Here is a 14,326-nt window from a genome sequence, read left to right on the forward strand (position 1 = left end):
GATTTTGTATCGAGAAGAAAACCACATCAAAGACCTGTTTATGAAAAAGTTATTGTTTGGAATTTTGATTGTACTAGCAGCTCTAATCCTTGGGACATGGCTCTATTCCCTCCACCAATTCCGAGACCGTCATCCAGGTTATGTCATTGATATTAATTTGAAATCATCTCAGAATGTCATTCTTGCAGGATTTGCCAAAGTGGACATCACACCACAAGGCTTTGAAACTTGGACCGATGCCAATGGTGATTCTAGGTACAATCCTGAGGATGGGGATACCTATGTCGATGCAAACGGCAATGGAAAGTTTGATGCAATTTGGTTGGCGGGCTTCCATAATTCCAGACCTGCACAGGGAGTATTGGATCCACTGTGGGCAAGAGCTGTGGTATTTGATGCCGGAGACGTGAAAATCGCCCTTTGTGTGATTGATATGATTGGTTTTGGAAATGATGAGGTTATAGCCACTCGAAAACTAATTACAGAGAAAAATCCTGAGCTGGATTACGTGATCATCGCCAGCACCCATGTTCATTCTTCACCGGATTTAATCGGACAGTGGGGGCCATCTGATTATGCTCGGGGTGTTAATCTAGATTACTTGAATCAAGTTCAAGAAGGAATTCGATACGCTGTAAATGAAGCATCGAAATCACTTCGCCCGGCTGTATTTCGTTTTGCAGAAGAACCGGAAAAACTTAAACCGCTCGTCGGCGACACACGTCCACCGATGGTATTTGATGCATCATTGAGGTTAATGCAAGTATTGGATGCGGAAACAGGTGTAACTCTCGGGACATTGATGAATTGGGGAAATCATCCCGAAACGCTCTGGTCAGACAATATTCAGATTAGTTCTGATTTTCCGGATCCTTGGAGAAATATGGTTGAAAACGGAATTTCCGATGGTGATTCAATGGTAATAGAAGGAGTAGGGGGTGTGGCTATTTTTCTAAATGGTGCAATAGGCGGATTGATGACTACTCATCCAGAAATGTCTGTATCGGATCCCTATTCGGGACAAGCATTTGAAAGGCAAAGCCCTGAAAAGATGCGAGCGCAAGGAAAAGAATTAGCAAAAATCACTTTGGAAACTCTGAATGATACGACCTGGAAGCCTGAGGCTGAGGTCAATCTTTCTGTTCGTGCAAAATCCATTGAATTGAAGATGGATAATGGGCTATTTCACCTTGCAGCATTTCTAGGGGTTTTTGATCGAGGATTTACTTCTTGGAAATATATTCGATCAGAAGTTTCTGCTTGGACTTTAGGACCAGCCACTTTCGTGCATGTGCCAGGTGAGTTATATCCTGAAATTCTTCATGGTGGGGTAGAATCGCCATCGGGTGCTGACTTTGGGATAGAACCGGTGGAAGTTCCTGCTTTGCAAACTCAGATACCAGGAAGGTTTAAGTTTCTCGGAGGATTATCCAATGACATGATTGGCTATATCGTTCCTAAAAGTCAGTGGGATGCTGAGCCTCCATTTACCTATGATTACAAAAGCAGGCCTTATGGTGAAATCAATTCGCTAGGACCGGAAACTGCCCCGAAAATTCATTCAGAGATTTTAAAAATTCTCAAAGAGCTGGACTAAATGAAAACAAAAGAGGCTGTCTCAAAAGGACCGATGGTGTCAGCCTGAGCGGAGTCGAAGGCCATTTACAGCGAATTCAACCGCATTTCGACTTCGCTCAATGTGACATACAGCACTTATGAGACAGCCTCTTGATTATGCTTCTGAAATAATGATTTTCTCGATTTTATCTCCTGCTTTGATAGTATCGATCACATCAAGTCCTTCCACCACTTTACCGAAGCAGGTGTGGTTTCTGTCCAAATGAGCTGTATTGGTTCGACTGTGGCAGATAAAAAACTGTGATCCACCAGTATTTCTTCCTGCGTGGGCCATAGAAAGTACTCCTCGGTCATGATATTGGTTTTCACCATCCAATTCACACTTGATATGGTAACCCGGTCCACCAGCTCCAGTTCCTTTGGGACAACCTCCTTGAATTACAAAATTTGGAATAACTCTGTGAAAAGTTAGACCATCGTAAAATCCCTTTTTTGAAAGGTCAATAAAATTTTGAACAGCGATAGGAGCGTCTTTTTCATAGAACTCCACTTTCATTGTTCCTTTTTCAGTGATGATTTCTGCTGTTTGCATATAGCTAAAATTTCAGGTTTTGTGACGAATTGGTCAAAAGATAAAATGTTGGCAAAAATAGGATTTTGACTTGGTTATTTTGCAACAAAAAAAGAAAAGGGAGTGAAAATCACTCCCTTTTTTAATCTTATACAAGTGGTGCTCCTTTTAAGAGGCTCTCGTCTGCATAATCTTTAAACTTCTCAAAATTCTTAATGAAGGCATTTGCTAGATAGTTGGCTTTTTCGTCATATTCTTCGGTATTCTCCCAAGTATTTCTTGGGTTTAATACTTCAAATGGGACATTAGGGCAGAGTTCCGGAACCATGAATCCGAAAATGGGATCTTTCCTGAATGGCGCAAATTCTAAATTGCCTTCCAAGGCAGCGGTAATCATCGCTCGGGTATGTGTTAGTTTCATTCTTGATCCAATTCCATACGGTCCGCCTGTCCAACCTGTATTAATCAACCATACGTTAACCTTATGCTTTTCTATTTTTTCACCGAAGAGTTTTGCATAAGCCGTTGGATGTAAGGGAAGAAATGCGGCTCCAAAACATGCGGAGAAGGTTAACTTCGGCTCTGTAACACCCATTTCAGTACCAGCTACTTTGGCAGTGTAGCCGGAGATAAAATGATACATTGCCTGACTGCTGTCCAATTTTGAGATAGGAGGAATAACTCCAAATGCATCTGCAGTGAGGAAGAAAATATTTTTCGGAATTCCAGCTATTGAAGGATTCAAGGCATTTGCAATAAAATCGATTGGGTAGGCAGTCCGTGTATTTTCTGTGATGGATTTATTTCCGTAATCCACTTCTCGAGTGCCGGGTTTGAAGCGGGTATTTTCCACTATTGCCCCAAACTTGATCGCATCATAGATTTCGGGCTCTTTTTCTCTGGTTAGATCAATGACTTTTGCGTAGCAACCACCTTCGAAATTAAATACTGATTTTTCTGTCCAACCATGCTCATCGTCGCCAATAAGCTGTCGCTTTGGATCTGCAGATAATGTAGTTTTGCCAGTACCGGAAAGTCCAAAAAATATGGCCGTATCTCCATCATGCCCGAGGTTGGCGGAGCAGTGCATTGAAAGGACATTTTTCTCATGGGGAAGAATGAAATTTAATACAGAAAAAATTCCCTTTTTCATTTCACCGGCGTAGGCTGTGCCGCCGATTAAAATCATTCTTTTGCTCAAGTTTAGAATTGCGAAGTTGGGATTTCTGGTTCCATCCACTTCGGGATTTGCTTCAAACTCCGGTGCACAAATGATGGTGAAATCTGATTGAAAGTTCTTGAGCTCCTGCTTGATTGGTCTTAGGAACATGTTGTAACAAAAGAGATTATGCCATGCAAGCGTATTAATCACTTTCAGATTTAATTGGTAATCAGCATCTGCACCCACTTTAGCATTACGGACAAATAAATCCTTGGTAGCCAGGTGATTTTTTACTTTTTCCAAAAGATTGTCAAACTTCTCCTCATCAAAAGGAATATTGATATCTCCCCACCAAACGGTATCTTTGGTTTTTTCATCTAAAACAATAAACCTGTCCTGAGGAGATCTACCGGTGAATTTTCCGGTGTCAGCCATCAGCGCACCAGTAGAAGTAAGGAAGGCTTCTTTACGACTTAGCGCATGTTCCACCAATTCAGCTGGAGTAAGATTGGTGAAAACTTTTCCTTTGGTGTCCACATCGGGCTGTGGATAGGAAGAAAGAGTAGGAATCAGAACAAGGTCCTGCATAAATATTTGGGTTTAGAAACTGAAAATTTTCTGTACAAAATTAGAAAAGTATTTTCAATTCAGAGTCAAAAAAACCTCATTTTTTCGCTTTTCAATCGATTTCGAAGAAAAAACAGAATTTTATTTGATTTAGGCAGCCTTTCTAGTTTAAGCCAAATTTTTAATGTGGATTTTTACTCGGGAAATTTGAGTTTCTGAAAGTCGGTGAGGTAAAACTTTTTGGAAAAAAGAAGCAAAAAAGTTTATCATTGTACCTTAAAAAACACCCAAAACTTAAATACAATTGGAAAAACACCTGTACCCAGAATTTGAAGGCCCAACAGCCTTTGGTCACCCGAAAGGGTTGATGACACTATTTTTCACAGAAATGTGGGAGCGTTTTAGTTATTATGGAATGCGAGCCTTGCTTATCCTTTTTATGACCAAAGCGATAATCGATGGAGGTTTGGGGTTTGATGATAAAACAGCCGGAGCCGTTTATGGCCTTTATACAATGGGGGTTTATCTTTTGGCCCTGCCGGGTGGTTGGTTGGCTGATCGACTTTTCGGATTGAAGAAATCTGTGTGGTATGGGGGGATAATTATTGCTCTTGGGCATTTTATGATGGCTCTACCCGGTGTGGAAAGCTGGATTAATGGTGTTTCCGGACCTAAAGATTCACTTAGCACCCTAGACACCACATCGTTTTTTCTGGGTTTGATTTTAATTGTTTTAGGCACGGGATTGCTCAAGCCCAATATAAGTTCGATCGTAGGTCAGCTTTATCCTGATGGAAGCTCGAAGCGTGATGCTGGATTTTCGATTTTCTACATGGGAATCAATTTGGGTGGATTTATCGCCCCAATCGCCTGTAGTACTGTTGCCGAATATGATATGCATATGGGCTTTGGTCTTGCAGGATTAGGGATGGTTTTTGGGTTGATTCAATACAAGCTCACAGGAAGTACTCTGGACGGATATGGAGATGTTCCGATTGTCAAGACCACGGAGGAAATAGCAGCTCGGAAAAAACTCAGATCTATCACCTCGATTATTGGATTGGTTGGGTCCGTTATTATCGCTATTTTATTGACCGGAGTCATACCTATAAATGCAGCTGCCATTGCAGGTGCCTCAGGTACGGTGATTGCTGTTGTGGCCTTTGGGTATTTGGGCTATGTAATTTTCTTCGGAGGTCTGGAGAAACCCGATCGAAATAAAGTTGGTGTGATTGCCATTCTATTTTTATTCTCTGCGATGTTTTGGTCTGGTTTTGAGCAAGCGGGATCTACTTTGAATCTTTTCGCAGAGCGCTTCACAGATCGAACGATTCTTGGATGGGAAATTCCAACCGGCTATTTCCAGTCGATCAATTCCTTATTCATCATCATTTTCGCACCTTTTTTCGCGGCTTTGTGGGTGTGGCTTGGAAGGAAAAATCTTGAACCTAGTTCGCCCTTGAAATTTACATTTGGTTTGCTACTTCTAGGAATAGGGTTCTTTGTGATGTACTTCGCTACCAAAATTGCTGCATCAGGTGATTTAGCGGCCCCTAGCTGGCTAATCATTACCTACTTGCTCCATACCTTTGGCGAATTAAGTTTGTCTCCTGTAGGCCTCTCTTTGGTAACCAAACTGGCACCAAAGAGCTATGGAGGACAAATGATGGGAATTTGGTTCCTTTCTGTAGCCTTAGGAAATCTTTTTGCAGGACTCATTGCAGGTGAGGCAAGTGGGGGAACAGAAGAGGGGATAGCTGCTATGCCTGATCAGTTTTTGATGATTGTTTATACCGTGATGGGTTCTGCACTGTTGTTGTTCCTTTTGACCCCAATGTTGAGAAAAATGATGGGGAAGGTGCATTAACGTTCTTTCACCAACTTAATATAAAGAACCTGCTTGAATGCAGGTTTTTTTATGTCCAAAGGCTCCTTAAACCCGGATTTTGCAATAGGTTTCGTTATGAGGGCAGTAATTGCAATAAAATCAGGCTGTTTGGAGACTGAGGCATAGCACCGCTATGGTGAAGTCGAAAACAGCAGCTTAGTGACTGATTTTGAAGCAATTACTGGCCGCAATAGAATTGCTATTGCATAATCCGGGTTAATTCCATGAAATTAATTCCAATACCTATTGAAGGTTTTTAAAACGATAGCAACTTAAATGGAAAATTCGCCACAGATGCACAGATGGATATCAGCGGAACTATGGCTATTTAAGTTAAAATTTTAAGGTTACCAGTTGCTGGTTTGAGGTTTCGGTGTGATTATTATCATTCCATGGGTGTGTCTCAATTAAGCTCGATTCAGGAAAGTCTCGCATTATTAGGAAAAGTTTTCCACGGAGAAGATGAACATCCAAATGACCCCAAACTCAAATAGAAAGCATAAAAAAACCATCTGAAATGATCAGATGGCTTTTAAATTTACTTTATGTATTCTTATTAATTCAAGAATTCATCAAATGTAATGCTGATGTAGTACATCGTTCCGACAGTTGGGTTACCCCAAGCCTGACGGTATCCGTTTGAGTTGAACAAGTTGCTTCCGCCTACTTTCAAGATTGATTTCAAACTCTTCAGCTTACGGCTAAATTGTGCATCAAATGTTCCAAATGCAGGCATCGTTGAGAGCTGACCAGCGGAAACTGCAGGACCTACAAATGAAGATTGCCACACAAACTCACCCTGCCATCTGTAAGAAAACGAGAAACCAGTGTTCTTGACAAATTCACGGTTTGCAAAGTTGATCACATAGCGATATTCAGGAGTATTGAAAGAAGGCTGGAAACCTGATTCTAACAACTCTTTCATGTTAGAAAGGGTGTTGTAAGAAACGTTGCCTCCCAGTGAATAATTCTTTGGAAGCTTATAATCCGCACCAAATGCCCAACCCCAAGATCTGATAATTTCAGTTCTGTTTACAGGCATGGAGAAGATAGATCTTCCACCAGGACCTGCACCGATCAAGTTTAATCCGGTGATTGCATTAGCTCCTTGTGCACCGGTAGCAGGGTTACCATCCTGTATCAATACCTGTCCACCGATAAAGTTTTCAAATCGGTTGAAGTATGCATAAGTATCAATCAATAATCTATTATTGAATAAGCCTTTATAGCCAATTTCATATGATTTCACTATTTCAGGTTTGAAATCAGTTGGTTCAAAAGGAGTCAACTTATCCAAATTGGCTTGGGAAGCATTTACTGGAATAAGTTGTGCTGCAATGCCAGGCACAAGAGTTGGTACTAAAGCAGCGATCGCAGCAGGAGCTTGAGCGGGAGGAATAAGTCCTTGCTGTACCTGTTGTGTTATTATTGCGGTTGCCTGCTGAATCGCTAGTTGAGTCGCCTGTTGAATACTTTGCTGATAAATTGGGGAATTTGGTTGAGTTGCTGCTTGGACACCTGCACCAAATTGGGTTACTGTACCAATGGTGTACACAGGATTTCCATTAAAGTTGTAACGGTCTCTGAACAGTGGTAAACCACCGATCAAACGTGCCTGAGGAGTTACCAAATCGATATATTGATCTTGAGTGGTAGGAATTCTAAACCCTGATTGATAAGATGCTCTGAAATTGTGATTCCCTGTTGTGTAGACACCTGAAACTCTTGGCGAAAATTGACCTTCAAAATTTTCATTCTTATCGTAACGAACAGATGCTGTCAATTTGAATTTGTCATTAAACAGCTTTTTAGATCCTTGTGCATACCCACCATATTCGGCGATGTTGAATTCAGAACCAGCCTCATCAAGTGCGAAGAGCGTTCCTTCGGAATTCAGTTGGTAACTTCTGTAGTTTGCACCAACAACAAAATCCGCGAATTTGATGTCCTTAAACTGATAGGAACCTTCTAGGTGGTAAAGATTTGTTTTATCTACGAATTGAGAGCCGATATTTCTAGGAGGAGTTCTAAATTGGCCTGGAATCGGAGTAGAAGTGGTTCTATCTCTAGCCTGATTAAATTCAGCCGAACCCGGTACAAATCGTCCTTGATCTGCAACACCTCTAGCAAATCCATGGGCCGCCTGATCATTAGCTCCTGTTAATTTTGATTGAGCAAATGCACCTACGTATTGACCAAACCAAGTCTCAGATGGCTTCCAAGCCTCATTGATTGCGTTTGCAGCGATACCAACAGCAAATGCATCACCAGAACGTTCTTGAGTGGTATAAGCACGAACATACCAGTTAGCACCCTTTAGTTCTGCTTTGTATTGTCCGATGTTAAAGTTGGCAATAGAATATCGGTCAGCTCCAGTATATACAGTGGTTCCAAAGCCATAATTACCTTGGAGAATTGCTTCTACTCGGTCATTTAACCTGTAATGCAATGCAGCATTCAGTTTAAGGGACTTTGTGCCATAATCTGCAAGGTCTCTTTCAGCATATCCAGTTCTTGAGACTAGTGTAGAGGTAGGAATTAACCCCAAAGCAGCCTGAGGTAATAGTCCAGCACTGACCAATGAATTTGCCACAGTCAACATATTCTGAGTGCTTTCATCTCCATAGGTATTTACTCCATTGTAACCTGGATTATTGGTTCGTGATCCATTTTCGATAGTTGAACCATTCAACAACGACTGATCTCTGAAATCATTTGCTTGCCAATCATCAGCTGATAAATAGGCCATGTTGACTTTAAAAGCAACTTTATTGTTAAAAGCTTTGGCATATCTGGCACTGAAATCATAGAACCCAGTGGAAGCAGTTGGCCTGCTGGACTCATTCATGATACCCGTTTTAACATTCGCAGAAAAGCCTTGATACTGAAATGGATTTTTGGAATTCATCAATAGAATTCCGTTGATAGCATTAGGTCCGTACAATGCAGAAGAAGCACCAGGAAGAAGTTCTACACTTTCCAAATCCAATTCTGAAATCCCGGCAATGTTTCCGACAGAAAAGTTCAAGCCCGGAGCTTGGTTGTCCATCCCGTCAATCATCTGAACCGTTCTGACGTTACCATTCGCATTAAAGCCTCTTGTATTGAAAGACTTGAAAGTGAGTGATTGAGTACTCATTTCGACACCTTTCAGGTTGTTCAACGCATCGTAGAAACTAGCTTGAGGAACTTCACGAATCGCGATGATATCCATTTTTTCAATAGATACCGGAGACTGCATAATGCTTTCCTCAACCCTTGAAGCGGAGATGACCACCTCTTGACCCATAATTGAGGACTCGGCAAGTGAAACAGTCAAGTTGCTGATACCTCCTGTGACCTCTACTTCTTGAGTAGTGAATCCCACCATAGAAAACACTAGCGTAAATGGTGGTTGCTGAGCTACGTTGAGTGTAAATTTCCCTGAAAGATCTGTGATTGTTCCAATCACTTTACCTTTCACCAGGATGTTAACCCCAACCAAAGTCTCTTTGGTGCCTGCATCAGTCACCGTACCAGAGATGGTGGTCTGAGCGAGTGCGACTCCGGTTCCCAAGGAAACCAGCAGCATGAGTGAAAACACTCCTCCCCAGATTTTTCTTGTAAAATTTTTCATAGGCTATTTTGTGTATTTATTTTGGTTAATGACAACTAAGGTGATTAGTCCTTCAATTCTTCGAAATTTATAGTAAAAACTGAATTTTCAATTTTTCAGAAATAAAAAAAAATAGCTTTTACATTAATATTAAATTGCTCCAACTGGAAACTGAGCAAGTATTTAAAGAGAATTGGGAATTTTTCAGAACTTTTATTGTAAATACTTAACCTAATCTTTCATTTTATTATAAAATCCAAAATTTAGATAAGTGAATTATGATTTTTTGGGCAAAAAAAAAGACCAGATTTTCACCAAGTCTTTCTTTAGTTTTTTGATCTAGGTCAAGAGCTTTTTTTGTTCTCTTCGTTCACGTGTCTAACCAATCGATCACACATTTCTTTTATTTCCTCAGACATGTATTCGTCTCCTGTACTATTCAAGATCGTTTGAGCCATTCCTCCAAGGATATCAATATAGAATCGTTTCATTTCTACGACAGACATCTCCTCTGTCCATAGATCGATTCTAAGTGTAGCATGGTTAAGATTATCCCAAACATTGACACTGATGCTTTTGGTGGACTCCAATCCCTCTGCTTCTTTGTCTGAAGCGTCCCACTGGATATTTTTAGGAAGATTCTGTTCGTCCAGTTCGATCTGGAATTTGATTTCTGATTTTTTCACGTCTATATAATTTATTCTTTTAGGCCACACCCGACAGCAGGCAGGTGGAATCTCACGTTTTTGTTACACACTTTGTGAGTCGATGCTATTTACTCGATTTCAATCTCTCAAAATTTATCGGGAAACCTGCATTAGCTATTTCAAGTTCCCATTAGGGTTTTATTCAAATGTCATTTCTGGAATTTCTCCTTCAATGATCAGTTTTCCGGCAGTCTTGGCTTGGATTTCTTCTATCGAAACTCCCGGTGCTCTTTCTTTTAAAATAAAACCTCCATCAGGTGAAACTTCCAAAACAGCAAGATCTGACACGATTTTCTTCACGCATTTCCGCCCGGTCAGTGGAAGTGAGCACTCAGGAAGTAGCTTGGATTGACCATCTTTGGAGCAATGCTGCATGGCTACAATGATGTTTTCAGCAGAAGCTACCAAATCCATGGCACCACCCATGCCTTTAACCATTTTGCCGGGGATTTTCCAGTTGGCGATGTCTCCGTTTTCAGATACTTCCATTGCACCTAAGATCGTCAGATGAACATGTCCACCTCTGATCATAGCAAAAGATTCTGACGAATTGAAAAGCACTGATCCTGGTACCATGGTGATCGTTTGCTTTCCGGCATTGATTAAATCTGGATCCACTTTATCTTCAGAAGGGAAGGGGCCAATGCCCAAAAGACCGTTTTCAGATTGCAGGACAACGTCTAAATTTTCTGGGATATAGTTTGCAACCAAAGTAGGAATACCGATTCCAAGATTGATGTATTGCCCATTTTTTACCTCTTTGGCTATTCGCTTGGCGATTTGTTCTTTAGTCAGCATGGCTTATTGGGTTACGGTTCTTTGCTCAATTCTCTTTTCGTAATTCTCACCTTTAAAAATCCGCTGTACATAGATTCCCGGAGTGTGGATCTGATTGGGGTCCAATCCACCTGCCTCAACCAATTCTTCAACCTCAGCGATGCAAATTTTCCCAGCTGCGGCCATCATAGGATTGAAATTCCTTGCAGTACCTTTGAAGATAAGGTTGCCGGAGGTATCACCTTTCCAGGCTTTTACAATTGAGAAATCAGCTTTCAACCAGCTTTCCATCAAATAAAGTTTACCATTAAATTCTCGAATTTCTTTTCCTTCAGCAACCTCAGTTCCTACCCCGGCCGGCGTAAAAAATGCCGGAATTCCAGCTCCGCCCGCTCTGACTCGTTCAGCCAAGGTTCCTTGCGGAATCAAATCCACCTCAAGTTCACCGCTCAATAATTGCCTTTCAAATTCTGCATTCTCACCTACATAACTTGAAATCATCTTTTTGACCATTCGCTTTTTTAGCAAAAGGCCGATTCCGAAATCATCTACTCCGGCATTATTGGAGACGATAGTCAGCCCGGAAATATTTCTTTTTAAAAGAGCTTGAATACAATTCTCGGGTATACCGCTGAGTCCGAAACCTCCCATCATCAGCATGCAATTGCTGGGGATGTCTGCAACTGCCTCCGCTGCATTTTTTACAGTTTTATTAATCATGGGAATTTGGGTTTATAGTAAAGTTCTTGCATTTCGTTGATCTTGGACGAGCTGATCCTTTAAAGCTTCCAAGTTTTCAAACTTCTGTTCTTCCCTTAAGAATTCTCTGAAGTAAATCGTGATTTGCTTGTCATAAAGATCTCCTTGAAAATCAAACAGGTTTGCTTCAACAGTTTTTTTGGTACCATCAACAGTGGGCCTGTTTCCAATATTGAGCATTGATTTATACATGGTTCCGTCCACCGAGGCCTCTACCGCATAAACGCCGTCTTTGGGGATAAGTTTGTAGTCGTTTGGAATGTGAATGTTAGCAGTTGGAAATCCAATCGAGCGACCGATTTGCTGTCCCTTGATCACGATTCCATTCAATTCATAGGGTCTTCCCAACCAAATCAAAGCAGTTTTCACATCGCCGGACTCGAGTGCTTTCCGGATTTTGGTACTGGAAACGCCAATTTCGTCTACATCCTGACGGGAAATTTCTTCCAGTTCAAAACCAAATGTGGAACTGTTAGCTTTCAAATATTCAAAGCTTCCTTCCCGATTTTTGCCAAAGCGATGATCGTATCCGATGACCAGTTTTTTTGTCTTTATTGAGTCAATGAGGACTTTTCTGATAAACTCTTCTGAACTAAGCTGAGAAAATTCCTGAGTAAAAGGAATAGTGATCAAGTGATCGATTCCAAGCTGTCGCAAGAGTTTTGCCTTTTCTTCAAAAGTACTTAACAACCGCAGGTTGTGCTCTTCAGGATATAGCACCAATCGGGGATGAGGCCAAAAGGTAATCAGTACTGTCTCACCCTGAATAGTTCTGGCTATTTCACGGATTCGATGCAGGATTTTTTGATGGCCTAAATGTACCCCATCAAATGTGCCTGAGGTTACGACTGCATTTTTGACAGGAGTAAATCCAGCTAGTCCTTCATAAATCTTCATTGGACCGGGCTTTGATTTGCTCAACTAATTCGGGCAGATGATGTGCATCGGAAAGTAAAAAATCTCCGATCCGAGTACGGCACAGTGACTTCATATAAGCTCCAACTCCTAAAATTTCACCAAAGTCTCGAGCAAGGCTTCTGATATAGGTTCCTTTAGAACAGGAAATCCTGAAACCAACTTCATTTCCTTCAAAGCTTGTGATTTCAAACTCTCTCACCTGAACAGGTCTCGGATCCATCTTGACTTCAATTCCCTTGCGAGCTGATTCATAGACTCGCTTGCCGTCAACCTTTATCGCAGAATGCATGGGAGGAATCTGAAGAATGTCTCCCGTTAATTGTGCTGCTACCGCCTTAACTTGGGACAATGTGATATGGCTGGGGTCAGCAACCGGTATTATTGGTTTTTCCAGATCAAAGGATTCTGTTGTAGCTCCAATTACAAATGATCCTGTGTACTCCTTTTCTTGGCCCATGTAGGTTTCGATCTGTTTGGTTTGCTTACCTGCACATACGATTAATAGACCTGTGGCTAAAGGATCCAGCGTTCCGGCATGGCCGACTTTTTTGATACGAAGGGCATTCCTTACTTTTTTCACCACATCGAATGAAGTCCATTCGAAGGGCTTGTCAATCAGAAATACTTCTCCGTAAGCTTCTTGCTGCATGTTTTGATTTTAATCAGTTCACCAATCGGGAACTGTTGGTTTTTAATTTTGGCTTTTTTCAGTTTTTGCGAAAATGGCATAAAACTCAAAAATAAAGCCTGACATAACCACAAGTGGGCCTATAGTCAAGCCTAAAACGCCATTACCGTGAGGCTGTCCATCCAAGCCCATGATAATAAAACCCAAGACTATCAGTCCAAGTCCAATTAGCATGAGACGATAATTTTTCTTTGAAAATGGAAAATGTGTATTGCTCATGATTAATAAAGTTCGTCCAAAGACATGTTTAAGTATTTATTTACAGCGCGCAGGGTACTAAATACACTGAGAATTCCGCCTACCACGATTAACACCAAGAATAGGAGGATTAGCATTTCCTGATTTTGAAGCATTGCAAAGCCTTCAATGTTGGCTTTAGTATATTGAACCAACCCAAAAAGTATAACTGAGGCAACAGCACCGGCAATCATTCCGAAAAGTAGTGCGCGCATTAAGAACGGTTTTCGGATGAATCCCCTCGTCGCTCCAACCAACTGCATAGACCGTATCAAGAATCGTTGAGAAAACAGTGCAAGCCGGATTGTATTATTAATCAACATCACCACTGTGATGATTAGAATCAAGATGAATCCACCCATTACTAAACTCACTTTGAGTAAGTTTTTATTGATCGATTCGATTAAGTCGGTCATGTAAGAAACTTCAAATACACCAGGAATCTCTTCGAGGTCCTTGGCAATAGTTTCAAGTTGCTCCGAGGTCTGGAACTCCTCAGCTACAGTTAACACGTAGCTATCTCTCAGCGGATTATCTTCCAGAAACTTGGTGAAGTCTTCACCGGTACTTTCAATAAAAGCTGCTGCAGCTTCTTGATCAGAAATAAATCGTAAGCCAACGGTATCCGAAGAATTTAAGATATAAGGTCTGCCAGAAATATTTTTTCGGATTTCGGCGAGTTGTTCCTCAGGTAAGCCTTTTTCGAGAAATACTTGGATTTCAATGTTTTCCCGGATCATTTTGGTCAAGGATCTGGCTTGAATCAAAATGACCCCAAAAAGGCCTACAATGAAAAGTGAAAGTGTAGTGCTGAAAAGGACACTACCAAACTTAAAATGACCAAGTGTTTTTTTCGTGCGTGCTGCGTTAGCCATAGTT

At 41.1% G+C, this 14,326-nt stretch carries 12 protein-coding genes; 2 read left to right on the plus strand and 10 right to left on the minus strand.

What is annotated here, in order from left to right; translation table 11 throughout:
* The first annotated feature begins 40 nt into the window (after window positions 1–40).
* Window positions 41–1,597 (plus strand): hypothetical protein, encoded by a 1,557-nt coding sequence (locus tag ACK4HU_RS00825; RefSeq protein ID WP_409802899.1) that lies wholly within the window; start codon window positions 41–43, stop codon window positions 1,595–1,597.
* Between the two features lie 135 nt (window positions 1,598–1,732).
* On the opposite strand, the gene ACK4HU_RS00830 is transcribed toward ACK4HU_RS00825, so the two are convergent.
* Window positions 1,733–2,170, minus strand: a complete 438-nt coding sequence (locus ACK4HU_RS00830; RefSeq protein WP_409802900.1) for a peptidylprolyl isomerase — start codon at window positions 2,168–2,170, stop codon at window positions 1,733–1,735.
* A gap of 127 nt (window positions 2,171–2,297) precedes the next feature.
* Window positions 2,298–3,899: a phosphoenolpyruvate carboxykinase (ATP) gene (gene pckA, locus ACK4HU_RS00835; RefSeq protein ID WP_409802902.1), complete on the minus strand. Its 1,602-nt coding sequence runs from the start codon at window positions 3,897–3,899 to the stop codon at window positions 2,298–2,300.
* A 346-nt stretch (window positions 3,900–4,245) separates the two neighbouring features.
* Here pckA and ACK4HU_RS00840 point away from each other — a divergent pair, with 346 nt between their 5' ends.
* Window positions 4,246–5,745, plus strand: coding sequence for a peptide MFS transporter (locus ACK4HU_RS00840; RefSeq protein ID WP_409803196.1), 1,500 nt, complete (start codon window positions 4,246–4,248; stop codon window positions 5,743–5,745).
* A 577-nt stretch (window positions 5,746–6,322) separates the two neighbouring features.
* Here the strand turns inward: ACK4HU_RS00840 and ACK4HU_RS00845 are convergent.
* The 8 genes from ACK4HU_RS00845 to ACK4HU_RS00880 all read right to left on the minus strand — a co-directional run bounded on the left by ACK4HU_RS00845 (window position 6,323) and on the right by ACK4HU_RS00880 (window position 14,322).
* Entirely contained in the window at window positions 6,323–9,382 is a 3,060-nt protein-coding gene (locus ACK4HU_RS00845) for a TonB-dependent receptor domain-containing protein (RefSeq protein WP_409802904.1), read from the minus strand.
* A gap of 323 nt (window positions 9,383–9,705) precedes the next feature.
* Window positions 9,706–10,047, minus strand: coding sequence for a gliding motility protein GldC (gene gldC / locus ACK4HU_RS00850; protein WP_409802906.1), 342 nt, complete (start codon window positions 10,045–10,047; stop codon window positions 9,706–9,708).
* 159 nt (window positions 10,048–10,206) lie between these two features.
* Complete coding sequence (locus tag ACK4HU_RS00855) at window positions 10,207–10,866, minus strand: CoA transferase subunit B (protein ID WP_409802908.1); 660 nt, start codon at window positions 10,864–10,866, stop codon at window positions 10,207–10,209.
* Window positions 10,867–10,869: 3 nt separating this feature from the next.
* The gene (locus ACK4HU_RS00860) at window positions 10,870–11,565 is read right to left on the minus strand and encodes a CoA transferase subunit A (RefSeq protein WP_409802910.1); all 696 of its coding nucleotides are present in this window, start codon (window positions 11,563–11,565) and stop codon (window positions 10,870–10,872) included.
* Window positions 11,566–11,577: 12 nt separating this feature from the next.
* Complete coding sequence (locus ACK4HU_RS00865; protein WP_409802912.1) at window positions 11,578–12,501, minus strand: bifunctional riboflavin kinase/FAD synthetase; 924 nt, start codon at window positions 12,499–12,501, stop codon at window positions 11,578–11,580.
* Window positions 12,488–13,171, minus strand: coding sequence for a tRNA pseudouridine(55) synthase TruB (gene truB / locus ACK4HU_RS00870; protein ID WP_409802913.1), 684 nt, complete (start codon window positions 13,169–13,171; stop codon window positions 12,488–12,490). Before truB ends, ACK4HU_RS00865 begins: the two co-directional genes overlap by 14 nt.
* A gap of 42 nt (window positions 13,172–13,213) precedes the next feature.
* Window positions 13,214–13,429 carry a DUF3098 domain-containing protein gene (locus tag ACK4HU_RS00875; RefSeq protein WP_409802915.1) on the minus strand — a complete coding sequence of 72 codons (216 nt, stop codon included), beginning with the start codon at window positions 13,427–13,429 and terminating at the stop codon, window positions 13,214–13,216.
* Window positions 13,430–13,431: 2 nt separating this feature from the next.
* Entirely contained in the window at window positions 13,432–14,322 is an 891-nt protein-coding gene (locus ACK4HU_RS00880) for a cell division protein FtsX (RefSeq protein WP_409802916.1), read from the minus strand.
* Window positions 14,323–14,326: the final 4 nt, after the last annotated feature.

Source organism: Algoriphagus sp., assembly GCF_046296635.1.
Lineage (GTDB): Bacteria > Bacteroidota > Bacteroidia > Cytophagales > Cyclobacteriaceae > Algoriphagus.